This is a genomic window from Streptomyces sp. NPDC093065 (genome assembly GCF_044754585.1).
GTDB lineage: Bacteria > Actinomycetota > Actinomycetes > Streptomycetales > Streptomycetaceae > Streptomyces.
This window is the reverse complement of record NZ_JBIVPJ010000001.1, coordinates 41,195-62,126: the sequence shown is the minus strand read 5'-3', so window position 1 is coordinate 62,126 and position 20,932 is coordinate 41,195. Positions and strand designations below refer to the sequence as shown.

The window sequence follows — 20,932 nt, the reverse complement described above, 5'->3', positions numbered from 1 at the left end:
GATTCTCGCCACCTCTGATAAGGGTGGCGCTCAGATGAGCGGATCTTGAGCGACTCCACTTCTCCAAGGTGTGGCACTGAGTGCCATACCTTGATCGTTCATCGATCGAACTCAAACGTGGAGAATGGCGCTCAGGTGAGCGCTCGGTCCGGGGTTCGGGAATCCGTTCGTTCAAGAAGTGAAAACACAAGCGGTCGGTCGCTTGCCAAGCCTTGACTTTCGATCCGGTGGCGGACGAGTGGTTACGGGCGTGCGACGCGCAAGTGGACGTACCCAGGGGCCTTTGATCTGGGTACATTCCTCGCCGTCAGGGCAGCCACCGCGTCCTCGAGGAGTCGAGACCCGTGTCGGAAAACAAAGATCCCCAGGTAGCGAACGCGCCGAAGTTCGTTTACGACTTCACCGAGGGCAACAAGGACCTCAAGGACCTCCTCGGCGGCAAGGGCGCCAACCTCGCCGAGATGACCAACCTGGGTCTCCCGGTCCCTCCCGGCTTCACCATCACCACCGAGGCCTGCAAGACCTACCTCGACAGCGGCGAGGAACCGGCGGCACTGCGTGACGAGGTGAGTGCGCACCTCGACGCCCTCGAAGCGAAGATGGGCAAGAAGCTCGGCCAGGCCGACGACCCGCTCCTCGTGTCGGTGCGCTCCGGGGCCAAGTTCTCCATGCCCGGCATGATGGACACCGTCCTCAACATCGGCCTGTCCGACAAGTCGGTGCAGGGCCTGGCCAAGCAGGCCGGCGACGACCGCTTCGCGTGGGACTCCTACCGCCGCCTGATCCAGATGTTCGGCAAGACCGTCCTCGGCGTCGACGGCGACCTCTTCGAGGAGGCGCTGGAGGCGGCGAAGGCGGCCAAGAAGGTCGCGGTCGACACCGAGCTGGAGGCCGCCGACCTCAAGAAGCTCGTCACCAAGTTCAAGAAGATCGTCAAGACCGAGGCCGGCCGGGACTTCCCGCAGGACCCGCGCGAGCAGATGGACCTCGCCATCAAGGCGGTCTTCGAGTCCTGGAACGGCGAGCGCGCGAAGCTCTACCGCCGCCAGGAGCGCATCCCGCACGACCTCGGCACCGCCGTCAACGTGTGCTCCATGGTCTTCGGCAACCTCGGCCCCGACTCCGGCACCGGCGTCGCCTTCACCCGCGACCCCGCCTCCGGCCACCAGGGCGTCTACGGCGACTACCTCCAGAACGCCCAGGGCGAGGACGTCGTCGCCGGCATCCGCAACACCGTCGCGCTGGCGGATCTGGAGCAGATCGACAAGAAGTCGTACGACCAGCTGCTGCAGATCATGGAGACGCTGGAGAACCACTACCTGGACCTGTGCGACATCGAGTTCACCATCGAGCGCGGCCAGCTGTGGATGCTCCAGACCCGCGTCGGCAAGCGCACGGCGGGCGCCGCCTTCCGCATCGCCACCCAGCTCGTCGACCAGGGCCTGATCGACGAGGCCGAGGCACTCCAGCGGGTCAACGGCGCCCAGCTCGCCCAGCTGATGTTCCCCCGCTTCGACGACGAGGCGAAGGTCGAGAAGGTCGGCCGGGGCATCGCCGCCTCGCCGGGTGCGGCGGTCGGCAAGGCCGTCTTCGACTCGTACACCGCCGTCAAGTGGTCGCGCTCCGGCGAGAAGGTCATCCTGGTCCGCCGCGAGACCAACCCCGACGACCTGGACGGCATGATCGCCGCCGAGGGCATCCTGACCTCGCGCGGCGGCAAGACCTCCCACGCGGCCGTCGTCGCGCGCGGCATGGGCAAGACCTGTGTCTGCGGCGCCGAGGACCTGGAGGTCGACACCAAGCGCCGCCGGATGACCGTGCCCGGCGGGCACGTCGTCGAGGAGGGCGACGTGATCTCCATCGACGGCTCCTCCGGCAAGGTCTACCTCGGGGAGGTGCCGGTCGTGCCCTCCCCGGTCGTCGAGTACTTCGAGGGCCGCATGCACGCGGGCGCAGAGGACGCCGACGAGCTGGTCGAGGCCGTGCACCGGATCATGGCCTTCGCCGACCGCAAGCGCCGGCTGCGGGTGCGCGCCAACGCCGACAACGCCGAGGACGCGCTGCGCGCCCGCCGGTTCGGCGCCCAGGGCATCGGCCTGTGCCGCACCGAGCACATGTTCCTCGGCGACCGGCGCGGGCTGGTGGAGCGGCTGATCCTGGCCGACACCGAGGCCGTGCGCCAGGAGTCCCTCAAGGAGCTGCTGCCGCTGCAGAAGCAGGACTTCGTCCAGCTCTTCGAGTCGATGGACGGACTGCCCGTCACCGTCCGCCTCCTCGACCCGCCGCTGCACGAGTTCCTGCCCGACATCACCGAACTGTCGGTGCGCGTGGCGCTCGCCGAGTCCCGGCAGGAGCCGCACGAGAACGAGCTGCGCCTGCTCCAGGCCGTGCACCGGCTGCACGAGCAGAACCCGATGCTCGGCCTGCGCGGCGTCCGGCTCGGCCTGGTCATCCCCGGCCTGTTCACCATGCAGGTCCGCGCCATCGCCGAGGCGGCCGCCGAGCGCAAGGCCGCCAAGGGCGACCCCCGCGCCGAGATCATGATTCCGCTGGTCGGCACCGTCCAGGAGCTGGAGATCGTCCGCGAGGAGGCCGACCAGGTCATCGCCGAGGTCGAGGCCGCCACCGGGACCAGGCTCAAGCTGTCGATCGGCACGATGATCGAGCTGCCGCGCGCCGCGCTCACCGCCGGACAGATCGCCGAGGCCGCGGAGTTCTTCTCCTTCGGCACCAACGACCTGACCCAGACCGTGTGGGGCTTCAGCCGCGACGACGTGGAGGCCAGCTTCTTCACGGCCTACCTGGAGAAGGGCATCTTCGGCGTCTCCCCGTTCGAGACCATCGACAAGGACGGCGTCGGCTCCCTGGTCGCCGCCGCCGCGAAGGCCGGCCGCGCCACGCGACCCGACCTGAAGCTCGGCGTCTGCGGCGAACACGGCGGCGACCCGGAGTCGGTCCACTTCTTCCACGAGGTGGGTCTGGACTACGTCTCCTGCTCCCCGTTCCGGATCCCGGTGGCCCGCCTGGAGGCCGGCCGGGCGGCGTCGCGGTCGCAGGGCAGCGACCACCGGTAACCCCCGAAGGGGACCCGAACCCCGGAGCCGCCGTCTGTCACCCGACCACCCTCACCGATCGGCGGCGGCTCCGGACCACGGGAAAAGGCGGCACCCGTGCGGGGGTGCCGCCTTTCGCGTGCCGTCCGGCGCCCTCCCGCGGCGCGTTCACATCCCGGCGGCCTTTGTGACACGTTCAACGGTGTGAATTCCCGTCGGCTGAGCAGCAGCAAGCTGTCAGCAGAGTTGGAGGGCCCTGGCAGCGGACAGCGGCCGACACCCGGAACGGTGGTTGGATGACGCAGACGGAGCACAGGGAACCGGCCGGACCGACCGACCGGGGCGGCGGGGACAGAACCGCCGACGCGGTGCCCGGCACCCGGACCGGCGTGCGGGAGCGGGTCCCCGAGGCCGGGCCCCCGGTCCGCAGGAACCGGCTCGCGGCCCTGGACGGACTGCGGTTCCTGGCGGCCCTGTCCGTGGTCTTCTTCCACTTCGTCGGTCAGGTGCCCTCCACGATGGAGACCATCTGGGGCCGCCCCGTCGACACCGTCTTCCCCGAGGCGCACGGCTACTTCGCCTACGGTCGGCTCGGTGTCGAACTCTTCTTCCTGATCAGCGGCTTCGTCATCTGCATGAGCGCGTGGGGCCGCACCCCGCGCGACTTCTTCATCTCCCGCGTCACCCGGCTGTACCCGATGTACTGGGCGGCCATCGCCATCACGGCCTGCGTGATCTACTTCGCCGACAACCCGTTCGGCCACCCGCATCCGCGCGTGCTGTTCGCCAACCTGACGATGCTCCAGACCCCGCTGGGCGTGGAACACCTGGACTCCGTCTACTGGACGCTCTGGCCCGAGCTGTGCTTCTACCTGACCTTCGCCGTCGTGGTGTGGAAGGGCCTGACCTACCAGCGTGTGGTGATCTACTGCGGGCTGTGGACCGTCGCCGCCGTGCTCGCGCCCGGTGCCGACATCCACCTGCTGACGCTGCTGGTGAACCCGCCGTCCGCCCCGTACTTCATCGCGGGCATGGCCTTCTACCTCATGTACCGCTACCGGCCGACACCGCTGCTGTGGGGCATCGTCGCCATGTCCTGGCTGGTGGCCCTGCACTACCTGCTGACGCCCGACGGAGGCCGCCTCAACTGGGACTCCTGGCAGCCGGGCCGCGCCTGGCTGGTCCTGGTGATCACGGTGTTCTTCCTGCTGATCGCCGCCGTCGCCCTCGGCTGGACCAGCCGCATCCGCTGGGGCGGACTGACCGTGGCGGGCACGCTGACCTTCCCGCTGTACCTGCTGCACGACGCCATCGGCGTGAACGTCCTGCACCGCTTCGGCGACCGGGTCGACCCGTGGACCCTGGTCTGCGTCACCGTCGCCGCCCTGGTCGCGCTGTCGTACGTCGTGCAGCGGTTCGTCGAGCGCCCGGTGGCCAGGGCCGCACGGCGCTGGCTGAGCAGCGCCGCCTTCAGCCTCAAGACGCCGGAGCCCCGGACCGGGGCACCGGAGCCCCGCCACCGGACGCCCGAGCCCCGTCGCTGAACGGACGGGGCCGCGGGAGCGCGTGACGCCGGGCCGGGCCGGGGGTCAGGCCGCGCCGGCTCCGTCGCGGCGACGGCGCACGGCCAGCAGCAGGCCACCGCCGGCGAGCACGACGACCGCGCCGCCCGCCGCGATGTACGGCGTGCTGTCGTCCCCGCCGGTCTCCGCCAGGTCGGTGCCCTGCTGCCCGGCGGCCTCCTCCCCGCCGCTCTCCTTGCTCCCGGAGTCCTTCCCGCTCCCGGCGCCCGCGCCGTCGCCGGTGTCCTTGTCGCTCGCGGGCACGAAGCCGGCCGGCGGCTTGTCGCAGCCGACGCCGTCCTTGTCGCGGTCCAGGTGCGCGCCGTAGTGCTCGTCACCCTTCGGGATGTTGGAGTAGCCGGCGTCGTACGCCTCGGTGCAGTTCTTGAACGGGTGGGTGCCGTCGTGCGCCTGGGCGGCGGCGGCCGGCAGGGCGGCCAGGGCCAGGGCGGCGACGGTCACGGCGGCGGGCTTGCGGAGCAGCTTCATCGAGAGTCCCGGAAGTGGTGTCGTTGGTGTGCATGAGCGGATATGAAGTGACGAAGCTATTGAGGTGCGCGAGATGTGGTGGGGATATGAAGGACTCGTGACGAGAACGTGACGTGACCGGACGGTAGCTCTCCGCTCAGGGCCGCCGAGCGCGTACGGTGGGGCGGGTCCGGACCAGCGAAGGAGCCGCGGATGACCGGCTGGACCACGGGAGACATCCCCGACCTGGACGGGCGCGTCGCCGTCGTCACCGGCGCCAACGGCGGCCTCGGCCACGTCATCGCCCGGGAGCTGGCGCGCAAGGGCGCGACCGTCGTGCTCGCCTGCCGCAGCGGGGCGCGGGGGAGCGCGGCGATGGAACGCATCCTCGGCGAGGTGCCCTCCGCGGCCGTGGAAGCGGCGCGGCTGGACCTCGGCGACCTGGGCTCGGTCCGGGAGTTCGCCTACGGGCTGCCGTACGAGCGGGTCGATCTCCTCGTCAACAACGCCGGGGTGATGGCGCTGCCCCACGGGACGACGGCGGACGGCTTCGAGACGCAGTTCGGCGTCAACCACCTGGGCCACTTCGCCCTCACCGGGCTGCTGCTGCCCTCCCTGCTCGCCGCGCCCGGCGCGCGGATCGTGACCGTCTCCAGCTTCCTGCACGTCCTGGCCAACGTCGATCCGCGCGACCTCAACAGTGTGCGGCGGTACGGGCGCTGGACCGCCTACGCCCGCTCGAAGTCCGCCAACCTGCTCTTCACCCACGAGCTGGCGCGCCGGCTCGCGGCACGCGAGGGAGCCTCGGACGTGCGGGCGGTCGCCGCCCATCCCGGGTACGCCGAGACCGGACTCCAGACCGCCGGGCCCCGGGCCGAGGGGCGCCGGCTCGCCGAGCGGCTGGCGCGGCTCGGGAACCGGGTCGTCGCCCAGTCCCCGGAGGCCGGCGCGCTGCCCGTCCTGTACGCCGCGACCGCGCCCGGCGTGCCCTCCGACTCCTTCACCGGCCCGTCCTTCGCGATGTGGCGCGGGTCGCCCGCACCGTCCTGGCGGGCGTCCTGGACCACCGACGACACGATGGGGGAGCGGCTGTGGGCCGCCTCCGAGCGGCTGACGGGGGTCGTCTACGAGCCGCTGCTGCCCTGAGGGCCCCCGCAGCCGGCCCCGGCGCTCAGGCCGTCTGGCCGCCGTCCACCACCAGGTCCGTACCCACCACGGACGCCGCGTCGTCCGACGCCAGGTACAGCACGGCCGCCGCGACCTCCGCCACCGCCGACACCCGGCCGAGCGGCGTCTCCTCGCGCATCCGCTCGGCCCGCCCCGCCTCCGTCTCGCCCGGCCGCAGGGACATCGAGGTCGCCGTGGCGCCGGGGCTGACGGCGTTGATGCGGACGCCGTCCCCGATGTGGTCCAGGGCCGCGCCCCGGGTGAGGGCCGAGACGGCCGCCTTGCCCGCCGCGTAGGCCGTGGCGCCCGGGCTGCGCTTGTGCGCGCCGAAGGTGGAGGCGATGTTCACGATCGTGCCGCCACCCGGCCGGGTGCGCATGTGCCGGACCTCCGCCCGCAGGGCGAGGAACACGCCCGTGACGTTGATGTCGAGCTGGGTGTGCCAGTCCTCCTCCGACAGGTCGGCCAGGGGAACCCCGCCGCGGAAGACGCCCGCGTTGTTCACGGCCACGTCGAGGGGGCCGAAGTGTTCCACCGCCGCTGCCACGAGGGCGTCCACGTCGGCGCCCCGGGTGACGTCGGCGGTGACGGCCAGGGCCTTGCCGCCCGCCTCCTCGACCAGGGCGGCCGTCGCGTCGAGCGGCTCCCGTGCGCGCCCGGCGACGACGACGTTCGCGCCCTCGGCCGCGAGCGCGAGAGCGACGGCCCGTCCGATGCCGGAGCCGGAGCCGGTGACGAGGGCGGCCTTGCCGGTGAAGCGCTGGGTGGTCATGGATCTCCCCTTTTCCTGACCGCGTTGCCGCGTTGTCGCTTTTTATTGACCGATCGGTTCAGTATGGGCTCGTGAAAACACCCCTCCGCGGAGGGGTGCGCCCGCGGCTCAGTCGAGCAGTGCGAGCGCCTGTTCCGCCGCGTCCCGCACCCTGGCCGGGTCCGGCGAGGCCTTCCCGACCACCCGCATGCCCTGGAGCAGGACCAGCAGCATCCGGGCGAGCGCCAGCGGATCGCGTCCGGCGGGCAGTTCGCCCTCGGCGCGGGCCCGGGCCAGGGACGTGTGCAGCACGGTCTCCAGCTGGTCCCAGTTGCGCTCGACCCGCCGGGCGGCGACCGCGTCGTGCGGGGCCAGCTCGGCGGCGGTGTTGGTGACGAAACAGCCCTGCAGGCGCGAGTCGTCGGCGCCCGCCTCGGCGGCGTAGCGCCGCACCAGGGACCGCACGCCCGGCAGGGCCGGGCCCGGCCGGGACAGGTCCTCCAGCAGATCCAGGAGCAGTCCCTGCTCGTAGCGCGCCAGCGCCTTCAGGTACAGCTCGCGCTTGTTGCCGAAGGTGGCGTAGATGCTGGCGCGCCCGACGCCGAGGTGCTCGACGAGGTCGGACATCGACGTCGCCTCGTAGCCGCGCCGCCAGAACAGCTCCAGGGCTGCCCGCAGCGCGGCGTCCGGATCGAACTCCTTGGTCCTGGCCATGACCCGCAGCCTAGGCTCTTCTGAAACGATCGGTCAAGAAAGAGTGGGTCGGTCGGAGCTCGGTCAGGGGGCCTTCACAGCCGTCACCCGGTACGTCGCCACCCGCACCGCCCCGTCGTCCAGGCACTCCCCGGTCGCGAGGTCGAAGCGCTGCTTGAGCAGCGGGGAGGCGACGAACGGGCGGCCCCGGTGGGTGCCGGTCAGCCCGCGCGAGAGGACCGCCGCGCCGGTGAACGGGTCCCGGTTGTCGATGGCGTACAGCACGCCGTCCCGGTCCCGGAACAGGGCCGCTTGCCCGCCGTCCGGCAGCAGGGCCGCCACGCCCCGGCCCGGGAGCAGGGCGCCGAGGTCGCAGGCCGTGAACCAGTCGTCCGTCAGCCGCAGCCGGACCTCGATGCCGGCCGTCGCGGGAGCGAGGGTCTCGGGTGCCAGGGTCATCGCCGGGTGCTTCCTTCCAGGAGGTCGTCTTCCGAGGGGCGCCGCAGGCCGATGTCCAGCAGCGGCAGGTCGGGCTTGATCTGGTCGCGCTCGGGCACGAAGCCCACGACCGGGTCGGGGGTGTCGGGCGCGTTCACGAAGGACACGAACCGGGCCAGCTTCTCCGGGTCGTTGATGGTCTCGGCCCACTCGTCGCGGTAGTGCGAGACGTGGGCGGACATCAGGGACTCCAGTTCGTCGCAGATGCCGAGGGAGTCGTGGACGACCACGTCCCGTACGTGGTCCAGGCCGCCGGGGATCCGCTCCAGCCAGGTGGAGGTGCGCTCCAGCTTGTCGGCGGTGCGGATGTAGAACATCAGGAACCGGTCGATCAGGCGGACCAGTTCGGCGTCGGAGAGGTCCTGCGCCAGGAGTTCCGCGTGGCGCGGGGTGGCGCCGCCGTTGCCGCCGACGTACAGGTTCCAGCCGGCCGACGTGGCGATCACGCCGAAGTCCTTCGACCGGGCCTCGGCGCACTCGCGGGCGCACCCGGAGACCGCCGACTTCAGCTTGTGCGGGGAGCGCAGCCCCCGGTAGCGCAGCTCCAGGTCGATCGCCATGCGCACCGAGTCCTGGACGCCGTAGCGGCACCAGGTCTGTCCCACACAGGACTTCACCGTGCGCAGCGACTTGCCGTACGCGTGCCCGGACTCGAAGCCGGCGTCGACCAACCGTGCCCAGATCACCGGCAGCTGCTCCACGCGGGCGCCGAACATGTCGATCCGCTGACCGCCGGTGATCTTCGTGTAGAGCCCGAAGTCCCGGGCGATCTCGCCGATGACGATGAGCTTCTCCGGCGCGATCTCGCCGCCGGGGATGCGCGGGACGACGGAGTACGAGCCGTTCTTCTGGAGGTTGGCGAGGAAGTGGTCGTTGGTGTCCTGGAGGGCCGCCTGCTCGCCGTCGAGGACATAGCCGCTGGCGCCGATCGCCGGGGCGAGGGAGGCGATGACCGAACCGACCGCCGGCTTGCAGACCTCGCAGCCCTCACCGCCCCGCGCGCCCTCGCGGCCGTGCCGGTCGAGCAGTTCGCGGTAGGAGGTGATCCGCAGGGCGCGGACGACCTCGTACAGCTCCTCGCGGGTCTGCGCGAAGCAGCCGCACAGCCCGTTGTCGACCTCGACGCCGCTCGCCTCCAGCTCGGCGGTGACCAGTTGGCCGAGCACCTTGACGCAGGAGCCGCAGCCGGTGCCGGCCCTGGTGCACTTCTTCACCTCGGGCACGGTCGTGCAGGAGTGCTCCGTCACCGCGCCCCGGATCGTGCCCTTGGTGACGTTGTGGCAGGAGCAGATCACCGCGTCGTCGGGGAGCGCGGCGGGACCCAGCCGGGCCGGGGCGCCCGCACCGGCGGGCAGCACCAGGTACTCGGGGGAGACCGGCGGGACCGAGCCGGTGAAGGCGCGCAGGGTGCCGTACGCCTCCGCGTCCCCGACCAGGATGCCGCCGAGCAGCGTGCCGTCGCGGCCGACCACCAGCTTCTTGTACAGCCCGGCGCGGGAGTCGGAGTAGACGACGTCCAGGCAGCCGTCGGTGGTGCCGTGCGCGTCGCCGAAGGAGGCCACGTCCACGCCGAGCAGCTTGAGCTTGGTGGACAGGTCGGCGCCGGTGAAGGACGCCTCCTGGGCGGCGATGGTGGCGGCGGCCGTCTCGGCCTGCTCGTACCCGGGCGCCACCAGGCCGTAGACCCGGCCGTCGGCGGCCAGCGCGCACTCGCCGATCGCGAACACGCGGGGGTCGGTGACCGTGCGGCACCGCTCGTCGACCGTGATGCCGCCGCGGTCGCCGACCGCCAGTCCGCAGTCCCGGGCCAGCTGGTCCCGGGGCCGGACCCCGGCGCTGAACACCACCAGATCGGTGGCCAGTTCCGACCCGTCGGACAGCTTCATGCCCGTCACGGCACCGTCGTCGCCGGTCACGATCTCCTGGGTGCCGACGCCCGTGTGGACGGACAGCCCCATCTCCTCGACGGTGCGCAGCAGCGCCGCGCCGCCGCCGTCGTCGACCTGCACCGGCATCAGGCGCGGCGCGAACTCCACGATGTGCGAGGTGAGCCCGAGTCCCCTGAGCGCGCCGGCCGCCTCCAGGCCCAGCAGCCCGCCGCCGACCACGGCACCTGTCGTCGCCCGGGTCCTCGCGTACTCCTCGATGGCGAGCAGGTCCTCGATCGTCCGGTAGACGAAGCAGCCCTCGGCGTCCCTGCCGGGCACGGGCGGGACGAAGGGAAAGGAGCCGGTGGCGAGGACGAGCAGGTCGTAGCCGACGACCAGGCCCGACCGGGCGGTCACCCTCCGCGCGTCCCGGTCGACGGTCTCGGCCGGGTCGCCGACGTGCAGTTCGACGCCGTGCTCGGCGAGGAGGGCGAGGTCGGTCAGCGACAGGTCCTCGGGGGTCCTGCCCGAGAAGTACGAGGTGAGCTGGACGCGGTCGTAGGCGGGCCGCGGTTCCTCGCACAGGACGACCACGCGGTGCGTGCGGGTCAGGCCGCGCTCGGCGAGGGCCTCCAGGAAGCGCTGGCCGACCATGCCGTGACCGACCAGCACGATCGTCGGGGAGGTGGGCGGGGTGGCGGTCATCAGGAGCCTCCGTCATGGGTGAGCAGGTGGAGCAGGGGGCCGCCGCCGGAGGGGAGCGGCTCTGCTCCCTCCCAGGCGCGCGCCAGCGCGCCGACGGTGCCGAGTTCGCCGACCAGGACCCCGCCGACCAGCCGGTCGTCGCGGACGACGACCTTGCGGTAGGTGCCCCGGGTGGCGTCGGCGAGCTGCACGACGTCGTCGCCGGGGCGGGGGTCGGTCTCGCCGAACGCGGCGAGGTCGAGGGGGCCGGAGGAGTCGCCGGCCCCGGTGAGGGTGAGCCGGGTCAGGGAGCGCGTGCCGGTGTAGCGGGTGGCGCTCCCCGCGCCGCCCCCGGCGAGCAGCTCGGCGAGGGCGTCCGCCTGTTCGAGGGCGGGCGCGGCCAGCCCGTACACGTGCCCTCCGTGCTGGGCGCAGTCGCCGATCGCGCGGATGTGCGGGTCCGAGGTGCGCAGCTCGTCGTCGACGAGGACGCCGCCGGCGACCTCCAGTCCCGCCTCCCGTGCGAGCCCGGTCCGGGGCCGCACCCCGCACGCGAGCACCACCAGGTCGGCACCGAGGGCGTACCCGTCGCCCATCTCCACGGACCGCACCGCGCCGCCGGCACTGCGCACGTCCCGTACCCGGCACTCGGTGTGCACCTCGACGCCCAGGTCCTCCAGGTGCCGCCGCACCAGCGCGGAGGCCGCCGGGTCGAGCTGCCGCTCCATCAGGCGCTCGGACTGCTGGGCCAGGACGACCTGGGCGCCGCGCACGGCCAGCGCGCGGGCGGCGGACACCCCGAGGAGCCCGCCCCCGACGACGACCGCCCGCGCCCCGGTTCGTACCGCCTTCGACAGCGCCAGGCAGTCGTCCATGGTCCGGAACGCGTGCACGCCCTCGGGCAGCTCGTGGTCCGGGGTGAACAGCCCGCGCAGGGGAGGCAGCACCGCGTTGGAGCCGGTCGCCAGGACCAGCGTGTCGTACGCGATCACGGACCCGTCGGCACACCGCACGGTCCGCCCGCCCCGGTCGATGCCGCTGACCCGGCCGCGCAGCAGCCCGGCGGGCGCCGGGAGGGCGATCACCTCGAGGCCGTACCGCCCGGCCAGCACCTCCGCGAGCAGCACCCGGTTGTACGGGCGGTGCTCCTCGTCGCCGACGACCAGCGCGGGCGTGCCCAGCTCACCGAGCCGCCGGGCGAGCGCCACACCCGCGAGTCCGGCGCCGATCACCACCACACGCGTCTTCGAGGTCATGGCGTCGAGCGTGCGGTGCGGGTGTTACCCGGCCGCATCCCCTCTGTTTCCCGGGGGGAACGCTGCCCTCAGCGGGCGCGGCCGGTACGTGTGAGGGGAGGCGGGAAGCTCAGAAGTCCCTCATCTCGATGGACGGCACATCCATCCCGTCCATAGGGTCGCGATCATGCCCGACATATCGCTGACCACGGTCGTTCTGCTGTGCCTCGCCGCGCTCGCGGCCGGCTGGATCGACGCCGTGGTCGGCGGCGGCGGCCTCCTGCTGCTGCCCGCGCTGCTGCTCGGCCTGCCCTCCGGCACCCCGGCCGCGCACGCCCTGGGCACCAACAAGGCGGTCGCCATCGTCGGCACCACGGGCGCGGCGGTGACGTACGCCCGCAAGGCGCCGGTGGACGTGCGCACCGCCGTACGCATCGGTCTGGCGGCGCTGGCCGGGTCGTCGGGCGGCGCGTTCTTCGCGGCCGGGATGAGCACCGAGGTCCTCAAGCCCGTGATCATGGTGGTGCTCCTCGTGGTCGCCGCCTTCGTGATCCTGCGCCCCGCCTTCGGCACCGCGCCCGCCACCGGTCCGGCCACCCGCCGCCAGATCCTCACCGCGATCGGCCTGGCGGGCGTGGGCATCGGCTTCTACGACGGTCTCGTCGGCCCCGGCACGGGCACCTTCCTGGTCCTGGCCCTCACCGCCCTGCTCCACCTGGACCTGGTGACCGCCTCGGCCACCGCCAAGATCGTCAACTGCTGCACCAACGCGGGCGCCCTCGCCACGTTCGCCTGGCAGGGCGCGGTGCTGTGGCAGCTGGCCGCCCTGATGGCCGTCTTCAACCTGGCCGGCGGCATGTTCGGCGCCCACACGGCCCTGAAGAAGGGCAGCGGCTTCGTCCGCGTCGTCCTGCTGACGGTGGTGTTCGCACTGGTGGCGAACCTGGCGTGGGAGCAGTGGGTGGCTTAGGGGGCGGGGCGGCGCCGCGGTCTCACCGGCTGCCGGTCAGATGGGCGAAGACGACCACGTTCCCCTGGTATCCGGTACTGCGTGAGTAGGCGCCGCCGCAGGTGATGACGCGGAGTTCGGGGCGGTCGGCGGCGCCGTAGACCTTCTCGTCGGGGAAGGCGTCGGCGGCGTAGACCTCCACCGCGTCCACCGTGAAGAGGGCGACGCCGCCGTCGCGCCGGTCGACCTCGATCGTCGACCCCTTGGCCAGGGCGCCGAGGCGGTAGAAGACGGCGGGGCCCTCGGCGTTGTCGACGTGCCCGGCGACGACCGCGGTGCCCGTCTCGCCGGGGGTGGTGCCGGCCTCGTACCAGCCGGCCAGGTTCTTCTTCTCGGCGGGCGGCACGTCCAGGCTCCCCGCCCCGGTCAGGCCCAGGCCCGTCAGCGGAGCGTCCACGCCGATCGCCGGGATGCGGATGCGGTCCGGCGGGGAGGGCGGCAGCGCCGGTGCGGCGGCACCCCGGTCGGTGCGGCCCGTCTGCCCGGTGGTGCCGGACTGCGCGGCCGACGGCTGGGGCGGGGCGTCGGTGCGGGCGCCGCCGAGCAGCAGCCACGCCCCCGAACACAGGGCGACCGCGGTGACGGCCGCTATCGCGGTGTCCTTGACCCTGCGCATGACGTCCCCTCTCCCTCGGATCCCTGGAGCCCCCTGCCCCCTCCGGGCCGCGAGGGGCGTCGGACCCGGAGGGGGTGGGGAAGTGCGGTACCGGCGGACGGGCAGCGGAGGGTGCCCGTCAGATCCCGTCGCCTCTCGCCCGGCGATGCAGGAGCCAGGTACCGCCCGCGGCGGCGACGGCGAGGGCCGCCACGCCGGCCGCGGTCTGCACGGGATCGGGGCCAAGAGCGCCGCCGACCCCCGTCTTCACGCTTCCTCTCGGGTACACCCGCTCGGCGGCCGAGGTCAGCGTGACCACCAGGTCGCCCGTCACCCGCCGGCCGTCGTCCCCGCAGGTCGCGACGATCTCGTACGTCCCCGGCTGCGCGCTCGGCGGCACCTCGAAGTGGCCACTCGCCTCCCCCTCGTCCGAGCCCGGCGCCAGCGGGAACGCGCCCGCGCCGACCGCGCCGGCGTCACCGGCCGCGGAGCCGTGCTCTCCGCACGCCGCCGTCGTCACCAAGGCCCGCTCGCCCGGCACGACCGAGGACGGATAGACCGTCAGGCCGCCGGGGTCGGCGCCCTCCCCGGCGTACACCGGGGCCGCGGTGGTCAGACCGACGGCCGCGGCGGCGAGCGCGGTGCCGGTCAGCAGGCGGGCGGTACGTCGCATCGGTGCTCCTTGAGCTGTTCGGTGGCCCCTGCCCTACCGAGGAAAGTGGCACCGGGCCCGGCCCGCTCCCCGGGCGGTGTGAACGGGTGACCGGTGCCTCCGAACGAGCCCGGAAGCGCTGCGGCTTGACCTCGAGCAAACTTGAGGTATCAGGCTCTCCCGCATGGACACAACGACCGCACCGCTCCGCGTCACCCTGCTCGTCGGCAGCAACCGCCACGGCCGCTTCGGCCCCGTCGTCGCCGACTGGCTCCTGGACCACCTCCGGGCCCACGACGACCTGGTTCCCGAAGTCGTGGACGTCGCCGCGACCGACCTGCCCACGACCTTCGCCCCGACCCCGGAGGCGACCGCCGTGCTGGCGCAGATCACCCCGAAACTCGCGGACGCCGACGCGTTCGTCGTGCTGACCCCCGAGTACAACCACTCGTTCCCGGCGGCCTTGAAGAACGTCGTCGACTGGCACTTCACCGAGTGGCGGGCCAAGCCCGTCGGTCTGGTCTCCTACGGCGGTCTGGCCGGCGGCCTGCGGGCCGCGGAGCACCTGCGTCAGGTCTTCGCCGAACTGCACGCCGTCACCGTCCGCGACACCGTCTCCTTCCACAACGCGGGTGCGTCCTTCGACGACGAGGGCAGGCTCAGGGACCCGTCCGGTCCGGACGCCGCGGCCAAGGCCATGCTCGACCAGTTGGTGTGGTGGGGGCGGGCCCTGCGGGAGGCGAAGGAGAAGCGGCCCTACGACGGCGCGTGAGGCGCCCCGGGAACGTCGCACGGGCGCCACGGGAACTTCCCGTGGCGCCCGCTGCGGCGGTAGTCCGCCGGCTCCTGGGCGCGGGTGCGCCCGGGAACCGGAGGCGGGCCGTCAGGCCACGTTCACCGCGCTCCACGCCGCGCCGACCGCCGCGTACTCGGCGCTGTCGGTGCCGTACAGGTCACCGGCCGCGCTCAGGGTGGCGGCGCGGGCGCCGGCGTAGTCGGTGGACGAGGTCATGTACACCGTCAGCGCCCGGTACCAGATGTCGCCGAGCCTGTCCCGGCCGATCCCCGGGACCGTGGAGCCGTCGCAGGTCGGGGAGTCGTAGGACACGCCGCCCACGGTCCGCGCGCCGCTGCCCTCGGCCAGCAGGTAGGCGAAGTGGTTGGCGACGCCGGAGGAGTAGTGGACGTCCAGGTCGCCCACCGAGGTGCTCCAGCAGTCGGCCGAACTGCCGTCCCTGCTCGGCCGGTCCATGTAACGCAGCGCCTCGCGGCCGAAGCCGTCCCGCACCGCCTTCTCGCCGATCAGGTAGTCCCCGGGGTCGGCGGAGTTGCCCGCGTGCCACTCCACCAGGGTGCCGAAGATGTCGCTGGTCGCCTCGTTCAGGCCGCCGGACTCGCCCGAGTACGTCAGCGCGGCCGTCGACGACGTCACCCCGTGCGACATCTCGTGCCCCGCGATGTCCAGCGAGACCAGCGGTCCGAAGGTCGCCCCGTCACCGTCGCCGTACGTCATGCAGAAGCAACTGTCGTCCCAGAAGGCGTTGTTGTACTTGTTGCCGTAGTGCACGCGGTTGTACGAGCCCTTGCCGTCGCCCGCGATGCCGCTGCGCCCGTGGACGTCCTCGTAGTAGTCCCAGGTGGCGTCGGTGCCGTACTGCGCGTCCACCGCGGCCGATGCGCGGTCGTCCGCGTTCCCCGTGCCCCAGTGGTTGTCGGCGTCGGTGAACAGCGTCGCCGGCGCCCGCACCAGGCAGATGCCCAGGAAGCACAGGTCGGTCTGGTTCTCCGCGTCACCCGTGTACGTGTCGCCGCGCGTCGCGTCCTTGAGCTGGTACGACGCCCCGGACCGGGTCGTCTCGAGCGGCACCGTGCCCCCGTACAGCGACTTGCCGTCACCGGACGCCGACTCGATGCTGTCCCAGGCGTCGATGCGGGCGCCCGTGCCGGCGTCGGTCAGCACGGTGCGCGCGACCGGGTTGCCGAGGGAGTCCTGCGCCACCGCGTCGGTCCGCCAGGCCAGCTTCGGGGCGCCGTGCAGGGCGTCGACGACCAGCTCGGGCTTGGCGGTGAGCTTCTTCAGCAGCTCGCCCGGGTTGGCGGCGCGCAGCGCGTCCGCGGCCAGGCCGGCGGCCTTCGGTGCCGACAGCTTGGGAGTGACGGTGGGCAGGGCGAGGGCGGCGTCCGTCGCGCGGTCGGCGTCCCGGAAGCCGCCGTCGGGTGCGAGATGGACGACGAAGTCGCCGCCCAGGACCGGGAGTCCGCGGTAGGTGCGGTCGTAGCGGACGTGCTGGGCGCCGTCCTCGTCGACGACGACGTCGCGGGCCTCGGTGTCCTGCGCGTCCGTCAGGTCCAGGGCGCCGGCGTGGTCCAGCAGGGCCGAGGCCGCGTGCTCCAGGGCGGCGGCGGGGGTCGGGCGGTCGGCGGCCGTGGCGCCGGGGGCCAGGGCGGCGAGCAGGAGGGTCGCGGTGGTGGCGGCGATGCCGGCCGTGGCGGTACGGGAACCTCTGACGTGCCGTATTCGGCTCATCGGACTCCTTGGGGGAGGAGCGCTCGAAGGCGCACAGGGGTGGGGGGAGTGGGGGGAGGCACTGATGCCGACTCAGATTTAAAAGTCCATGACATGCCGTGTCCATAGGGGCTCCCGTGAAGATCGCGGGAGTCATGGGCGGAGAGAACGACCCTCTGTGGACACCGCGCGACTTCCGCTCTTCGGCCGGGCGCGCGTCCGCCGCGTCGAGGGCGGGAACCGGACGGTCCTGCGCCGACGGCTACCGCGCCGCCCGCTCCACCCGCACCGCGCACACCTTGAACTCCGGCATCCGCGAGGCCGGGTCCAGGGCCGGGTTGGTCAGGGTGTTGGCGCGGCCCTCGCCCGGCCAGTGGAAGGGCATGAACACGGTGTCGGGACGGATGCCGGTGGTGATCCGGGCCGGCGCCACCGCCCGCCCGCGCCGGGACACGACCGCCAGCGGATCGCCCTCGGCCGCGCCCAGCCGCGCCGCCAGCCGCGGGTGCAGCTCCACGAAGGGGCCGGGCGCGGCGGCGTTCAGCTCGGCCACCCGCCGGGTCTGCGCCCCGGACTGGTACTGCGCCACCACCCGCCCCGTGGTCAGCAGCACCGGGTACTCCTCGTCCGGCTCCTCCGCGCTCGGACGGTGCGCGACGGGCACGAAGCGGGCCCGGCCGTCGTCGGTGGCGAAGCGGCCGAGGAAGAGGCGGGGGGTGCCCGGGTGGGGCACGGTGCCGGTGCCCTCGGTGGTGCCGTCGTCCGCGGGGGGCGCCGGGCACGGCCAGAACAGGCCGTTCTCCCGCACCAGCCGCCGGTAGTCGATCCCGGAGTAGTCCGCCGGGCCGCCCGCGCTCGCCCGCCGCAGCTCCTCGAAGACCTCCTCGGGGTCGACCGGGAAACCCTTCTCCACGCCGAGCCGACCGGCCAGCCCGTGCAGCACCTCCAGGTCGCCGCGCACCCCGTCCGGCGGCGTGAGCGCGCGCCGCCGCAGCAGCACCCGGCCCTCCAGGTTCGTCGTGGTCCCCGTCTCCTCCGCCCACTGCGTCACCGGCAGTACCACGTCCGCCAGTTCCGCCGTCTCGGAGAGCACCACGTCGCACACCGCCAGGAAGTCCAGCGACCGCAGCCGCTCCTCGACGTGCGCGGCACGGGGCGCGGAGACGACCGGGTTGGAGCCCATCACCAGCAGCGACCTGATGTCGGTCCCCAGCGCGTCCAGCAGCTCGTACGCGCTGCGCCCCGGCCCCGGCAGCGAGTCGGGGTCCACGCCCCACACCCCGGCCACGTGCCGCCGCGCCGCGGGGTCGGTCAGCTTGCGGTACCCCGGCAACTGGTCGGCCTTCTGCCCGTGTTCGCGTCCGCCCTGCCCGTTGCCCTGCCCGGTCAGGCAGCCGTACCCGGACCGGGGCCGCCCGGCCCGCCCGGTCGCCAGGCACAGGTTGATCCACGCGCCCACCGTGTCCGTGCCCTTGGTCTGCTGTTCGGGCCCGCGCGCGGTCAGCACCATCGCCGCCTCGGGCGCGCAGAACAGCCGCACCGCCTCCCGCAGTTCGGGGACGGACACCCCCGTGATCCGCTCCACGTACTCCGGCCAGTGCGCCATCGCCGCCGCCCGCGCCGCCTCCCAGCCGGACGTGCGCTCCTCGACGTACGCCTCGTCGACCCGCCCCTCGGCGACCACGAGGTGCAGCAGGCCCAGCGCGAGCGCGAGGTCGGTGCCGGGCCGGGGGGCGAGATGCAGGTCGGCCTGCTCGGCGGTCCGCGTCCGGCGCGGATCGACGACGATCAGCGTGCCGCCGTTGTCCCGCAGTTCGGTGAAGTAGCGCAGGGACGGCGGCATCGTCTCGGCCGGGTTCGACCCGACGAGGATCACGCACCCGGTCCTCGGGATGTCCTCCAGCGGGAACGGCAGGCCCCGGTCGAGCCCGAAGGCCCTGGTCCCGGCCGCCGCGGCCGACGACATGCAGAACCGCCCGTTGTAGTCGATCTGCGAGGTGCCGAGGACCACCCGGGCGAACTTGCCCAGCGCGTACGCCTTCTCGTTGGTCAGCCCGCCCCCGCCGAAGACGCCGAGCGCGTCCGCCCCGTGCTCCGCCCGCGTGCGCTCCAGGTTCCCGGCGATCCGGTCCAGCGCCTCCGCCCAGCCGGCCGGTACCAGCGCGCCGCCGTCCGACCGCACCAGCGGCGTGGTCAGCCGCGCCCCCGGCGCGAGCACCTGCGCCGCCGTACGCCCCTTGCCGCACAGCGCGCCCCGGTTCACCGGGAAGTCCGTCCGCTCGGACACCTCGACGGACCCGCCCTCGACGGGCGTCAGGTTCATCCCGCACTGCAGGGCGCAGTACGGGCAGTGCGTGGGGGTGACGGCGGGGCTCCGCGTGCCGGTGTTCTGCATGCCGCCCAGCCTGCGGCCGACGTGTTACGCGACCGGGCGGCGCCCTGTTACGCCGCGGGGGCGGCGGCCTCTCCGCCCCCGGTGGGGCCACCGTGAGGGAGGCGTCACCCGGCGCCGGCCAGGGCCCGCGCCACCCCCGGCTCCTTCGGCCCGAGGAAGTGCGGGTCCGGCTCGAAGACCGCGTCCAGCGCCGCCTTGCCCGCCGCCAGGACCTCCCGAGCGCCCCCGTAGTACCAGGTCACGTCGTGCTTGTCGTCGACCCCGACGCCGTACGACGCCACCCCCGCCTCCTGGCACAGGGCCACCGCCCGCCGGATGTGGAAGCCCTGGCTGATCAGCACGGCCCGGTCGACGCCGAAGATCTTCTTTGCCCGGACGCAGGAGTCCCAGGTGTCGAAGCCCGCGTAGTCGCCGACGATCCGCCCGTCGGGCACGCCGCGGCGGACGAGGTAGGCGCGCATGGCGTCCGGCTCGTCGTACTCCTCGCGGCTGTTGTCCCCGGTCACCAGCACCACCTCGATCCGCCCCGCCCGGTACAGCTCCGCCGCCGCGTCCAGCCGGTGCGCGAGGTACGGCGACGGCTCCCCGTCCCACAGCCCGGCGCCGAAGACGACGGCGACCTCGGTGCGCGGCACGTCGGCGACGGTACGCAGCCGGTCGTCCGTCACGGCGTGCAGCCACGCGCTCGGCAGCAGCGCCAGCACACACCCGGCCATCACCGCCTGCACCAGCCGCCGCCGCCCCCTGCGGGTGCGCGGCAGGTGCGGTCTGCGAAGTCTCGGGCGGCGCATGCGGGCGGTTCCCTCCCCGGTCGGTTCCTGCCACCTGGGACGCCCGCGCGGGCCGTCCGGTTCGCCGCCCGCTCACACGGACGGCCCGCCGCCGTGTGAACCGACCGAAAATCCCCGTGACACCCACGCAACGGGGAGGCAACGTCCGGCGGCCACCCTCGGTGCATGACGGCGACGACAGTGACGAGCGACAGGAACACGGCGGCCACCGGCAGGGCGCCCGCCCTGGTCGTCGTCGCCCACGGCAGCCGCGACCCGCGCGCCGCGGGCACCGTACGGTCCCTGCTCGGCCGGGTCCGCGTCCTGCGTCCCGCCCTGCCGGTGCGCCTCGGCCACATCGAGCTGAACGAGCCCCTGCTGCCGGACACGCTCGCCGCGCTCGGCGACGGGGCGGCGGTCCTCGTCCCGCTCCTGCTCGGCCGCGGCCACCACGTCAAGCGGGACATCCCGGAGATGGCCGCGGTCTCCCCGGCCCGCACCCGCGTGGCCGCCCCGCTCGGCCCGCACCCCCTCCTGGTGGACGCCCTGCACGCCCGCCTCACGGAGGCCGGCTGGCCCACCCAGCCGGGTCCGGAACACGCCGTCGTCCTCGCCTCGGCGGGCTCCCGGGACCCGGAGTCCCGCGCGGACACCGCCCGCACGGCAGCGCTCCTCGCCGCCCGCCTCGGCGTCCCGGTCGTCCCCGGGTACGCCTCGGCGGCGACCCCGACGGTCCCGGAGGCCATCCGCACCCTGACGGCCCGGGGCCACCGCCGCGTCGCCCTCGCCTCCTGCTTCACGGCCCCGGGCCGCTTCGCGGCCCAGTGCGCGGCAGCGGCCCCGTGGATCACCTCGGCCCCCTTGGGCACCCACCCGTCGATGGCCCACCTACTGCTCCACCGCTACGACGAAACGCTGATGACGGACGGCGCCATGAAACGCAGGGCGCTAGCAACCCCCTAAGGGGCGCGGGGAACTGCGCGACAAGCCACGGACGGCCCGCGGCCGCACGACTACCGAACCCGG

17 protein-coding genes are annotated in these 20,932 nt (G+C 73.4%); 6 read left to right on the top strand and 11 right to left on the bottom strand.

Translation table 11 applies throughout. From position 1 onward, the window contains the following. Positions 1–344 precede the first annotated feature (344 nt). Together ppdK and ACIQFU_RS00240 are read left to right on the top strand one after the other, a co-directional pair. Positions 345–3,074: a pyruvate, phosphate dikinase gene (gene ppdK, locus ACIQFU_RS00245; RefSeq protein ID WP_402547812.1), complete on the top strand. Its 2,730-nt coding sequence runs from the start codon at positions 345–347 to the stop codon at positions 3,072–3,074. Between the two features lie 275 nt (positions 3,075–3,349). Further along, complete coding sequence (locus ACIQFU_RS00240; RefSeq protein ID WP_402547810.1) at positions 3,350–4,597, top strand: acyltransferase family protein; 1,248 nt, start codon at positions 3,350–3,352, stop codon at positions 4,595–4,597. Between the two features lie 45 nt (positions 4,598–4,642). Here the strand turns inward: ACIQFU_RS00240 and ACIQFU_RS00235 are convergent, their stop codons facing one another. Next, positions 4,643–5,104, bottom strand: a complete 462-nt coding sequence (locus tag ACIQFU_RS00235; RefSeq protein WP_402547808.1) for an LAETG motif-containing sortase-dependent surface protein — start codon at positions 5,102–5,104, stop codon at positions 4,643–4,645. A 192-nt stretch (positions 5,105–5,296) separates the two neighbouring features. Here ACIQFU_RS00235 and ACIQFU_RS00230 point away from each other — a divergent pair, with 192 nt between their 5' ends. Continuing rightward, a complete protein-coding gene (locus ACIQFU_RS00230; RefSeq protein ID WP_402547807.1) occupies positions 5,297–6,229 on the top strand; it encodes an oxidoreductase in 933 nt (310 codons plus the stop codon). A 25-nt stretch (positions 6,230–6,254) separates the two neighbouring features. Here the strand turns inward: ACIQFU_RS00230 and ACIQFU_RS00225 are convergent, their stop codons facing one another. The 5 genes from ACIQFU_RS00225 to ACIQFU_RS00205 all read right to left on the bottom strand — a co-directional run bounded on the left by ACIQFU_RS00225 (position 6,255) and on the right by ACIQFU_RS00205 (position 12,000). Then, positions 6,255–7,022 (bottom strand): SDR family NAD(P)-dependent oxidoreductase, encoded by a 768-nt coding sequence (locus tag ACIQFU_RS00225; RefSeq protein WP_402547805.1) that lies wholly within the window; start codon positions 7,020–7,022, stop codon positions 6,255–6,257. 108 nt (positions 7,023–7,130) lie between these two features. Further along, positions 7,131–7,715: a TetR/AcrR family transcriptional regulator gene (locus ACIQFU_RS00220; RefSeq protein WP_402547803.1), complete on the bottom strand. Its 585-nt coding sequence runs from the start codon at positions 7,713–7,715 to the stop codon at positions 7,131–7,133. Positions 7,716–7,778: 63 nt separating this feature from the next. Continuing rightward, complete coding sequence (gene nirD, locus ACIQFU_RS00215) at positions 7,779–8,153, bottom strand: nitrite reductase small subunit NirD (protein ID WP_402547802.1); 375 nt, start codon at positions 8,151–8,153, stop codon at positions 7,779–7,781. After that, on the bottom strand, positions 8,150–10,765 hold the full coding sequence (gene nirB, locus ACIQFU_RS00210) for a nitrite reductase large subunit NirB (RefSeq protein ID WP_402547800.1): 2,616 nt from the start codon (positions 10,763–10,765) through the stop codon (positions 8,150–8,152). The genes nirD and nirB overlap by 4 nt, the downstream gene beginning before the upstream one ends. Further along, the gene (locus ACIQFU_RS00205) at positions 10,765–12,000 is read right to left on the bottom strand and encodes an NAD(P)/FAD-dependent oxidoreductase (RefSeq protein WP_402547798.1); all 1,236 of its coding nucleotides are present in this window, start codon (positions 11,998–12,000) and stop codon (positions 10,765–10,767) included. Before ACIQFU_RS00205 ends, nirB begins: the two co-directional genes overlap by 1 nt. Before the next feature lie 166 nt (positions 12,001–12,166). Here ACIQFU_RS00205 and ACIQFU_RS00200 point away from each other — a divergent pair, with 166 nt between their 5' ends. Beyond that, positions 12,167–12,949, top strand: a complete 783-nt coding sequence (locus ACIQFU_RS00200) for a sulfite exporter TauE/SafE family protein (protein ID WP_402547796.1) — start codon at positions 12,167–12,169, stop codon at positions 12,947–12,949. 22 nt (positions 12,950–12,971) lie between these two features. Here ACIQFU_RS00200 and ACIQFU_RS00195 read toward each other — a convergent pair whose 3' ends face one another. After that, the gene (locus tag ACIQFU_RS00195; RefSeq protein ID WP_402547795.1) at positions 12,972–13,604 is read right to left on the bottom strand and encodes a class F sortase; all 633 of its coding nucleotides are present in this window, start codon (positions 13,602–13,604) and stop codon (positions 12,972–12,974) included. A 118-nt stretch (positions 13,605–13,722) separates the two neighbouring features. Next, positions 13,723–14,256 carry a hypothetical protein gene (locus ACIQFU_RS00190; RefSeq protein WP_402547794.1) on the bottom strand — a complete coding sequence of 178 codons (534 nt, stop codon included), beginning with the start codon at positions 14,254–14,256 and terminating at the stop codon, positions 13,723–13,725. Positions 14,257–14,419: 163 nt separating this feature from the next. On the opposite strand from ACIQFU_RS00190, the gene ACIQFU_RS00185 reads away from it, so the two are divergent. After that, a complete protein-coding gene (locus ACIQFU_RS00185; RefSeq protein ID WP_402547792.1) occupies positions 14,420–15,007 on the top strand; it encodes an NADPH-dependent FMN reductase in 588 nt (195 codons plus the stop codon). A gap of 111 nt (positions 15,008–15,118) precedes the next feature. Here the strand turns inward: ACIQFU_RS00185 and ACIQFU_RS00180 are convergent, their stop codons facing one another. The 3 genes from ACIQFU_RS00180 to ACIQFU_RS00170 form a co-directional block, all read right to left on the bottom strand. Continuing rightward, positions 15,119–16,762 carry a M4 family metallopeptidase gene (locus ACIQFU_RS00180; protein ID WP_402547791.1) on the bottom strand — a complete coding sequence of 548 codons (1,644 nt, stop codon included), beginning with the start codon at positions 16,760–16,762 and terminating at the stop codon, positions 15,119–15,121. A gap of 241 nt (positions 16,763–17,003) precedes the next feature. Further along, a complete protein-coding gene (locus tag ACIQFU_RS00175) occupies positions 17,004–19,136 on the bottom strand; it encodes a molybdopterin oxidoreductase family protein (RefSeq protein ID WP_402547789.1) in 2,133 nt (710 codons plus the stop codon). Positions 19,137–19,240: 104 nt separating this feature from the next. After that, positions 19,241–19,927 (bottom strand): vancomycin high temperature exclusion protein, encoded by a 687-nt coding sequence (locus ACIQFU_RS00170; RefSeq protein ID WP_402547788.1) that lies wholly within the window; start codon positions 19,925–19,927, stop codon positions 19,241–19,243. A gap of 165 nt (positions 19,928–20,092) precedes the next feature. On the opposite strand from ACIQFU_RS00170, the gene ACIQFU_RS00165 reads away from it, so the two are divergent. Next, positions 20,093–20,869, top strand: coding sequence for a sirohydrochlorin chelatase (locus tag ACIQFU_RS00165; RefSeq protein WP_402547787.1), 777 nt, complete (start codon positions 20,093–20,095; stop codon positions 20,867–20,869). Positions 20,870–20,932: the final 63 nt, after the last annotated feature.

Coding starts and splice junctions, on each gene's coding strand:
- ACIQFU_RS00165 (WP_402547787.1), top strand. CDS start 20,093: ATGACGGCGACGACAGTGACGAGCGACAGGAACACGGCGGCCACCGGC.
- ACIQFU_RS00205 (WP_402547798.1), bottom strand. CDS start 12,000: ATGACCTCGAAGACGCGTGTGGTGGTGATCGGCGCCGGACTCGCGGGT.
- ACIQFU_RS00170 (WP_402547788.1), bottom strand. CDS start 19,927: ATGCGCCGCCCGAGACTTCGCAGACCGCACCTGCCGCGCACCCGCAGG.
- ACIQFU_RS00225 (WP_402547805.1), bottom strand. CDS start 7,022: ATGACCACCCAGCGCTTCACCGGCAAGGCCGCCCTCGTCACCGGCTCC.
- ACIQFU_RS00230 (WP_402547807.1), top strand. CDS start 5,297: ATGACCGGCTGGACCACGGGAGACATCCCCGACCTGGACGGGCGCGTC.
- nirD (WP_402547802.1), bottom strand. CDS start 8,153: ATGACCCTGGCACCCGAGACCCTCGCTCCCGCGACGGCCGGCATCGAG.
- ACIQFU_RS00200 (WP_402547796.1), top strand. CDS start 12,167: ATGCCCGACATATCGCTGACCACGGTCGTTCTGCTGTGCCTCGCCGCG.
- ACIQFU_RS00235 (WP_402547808.1), bottom strand. CDS start 5,104: ATGAAGCTGCTCCGCAAGCCCGCCGCCGTGACCGTCGCCGCCCTGGCC.
- ACIQFU_RS00240 (WP_402547810.1), top strand. CDS start 3,350: ATGACGCAGACGGAGCACAGGGAACCGGCCGGACCGACCGACCGGGGC.
- nirB (WP_402547800.1), bottom strand. CDS start 10,765: ATGACCGCCACCCCGCCCACCTCCCCGACGATCGTGCTGGTCGGTCAC.
- ACIQFU_RS00180 (WP_402547791.1), bottom strand. CDS start 16,762: ATGAGCCGAATACGGCACGTCAGAGGTTCCCGTACCGCCACGGCCGGC.
- ACIQFU_RS00190 (WP_402547794.1), bottom strand. CDS start 14,256: ATGCGACGTACCGCCCGCCTGCTGACCGGCACCGCGCTCGCCGCCGCG.
- ACIQFU_RS00195 (WP_402547795.1), bottom strand. CDS start 13,604: ATGCGCAGGGTCAAGGACACCGCGATAGCGGCCGTCACCGCGGTCGCC.
- ACIQFU_RS00175 (WP_402547789.1), bottom strand. CDS start 19,136: ATGCAGAACACCGGCACGCGGAGCCCCGCCGTCACCCCCACGCACTGC.
- ACIQFU_RS00220 (WP_402547803.1), bottom strand. CDS start 7,715: ATGGCCAGGACCAAGGAGTTCGATCCGGACGCCGCGCTGCGGGCAGCC.
- ACIQFU_RS00185 (WP_402547792.1), top strand. CDS start 14,420: ATGGACACAACGACCGCACCGCTCCGCGTCACCCTGCTCGTCGGCAGC.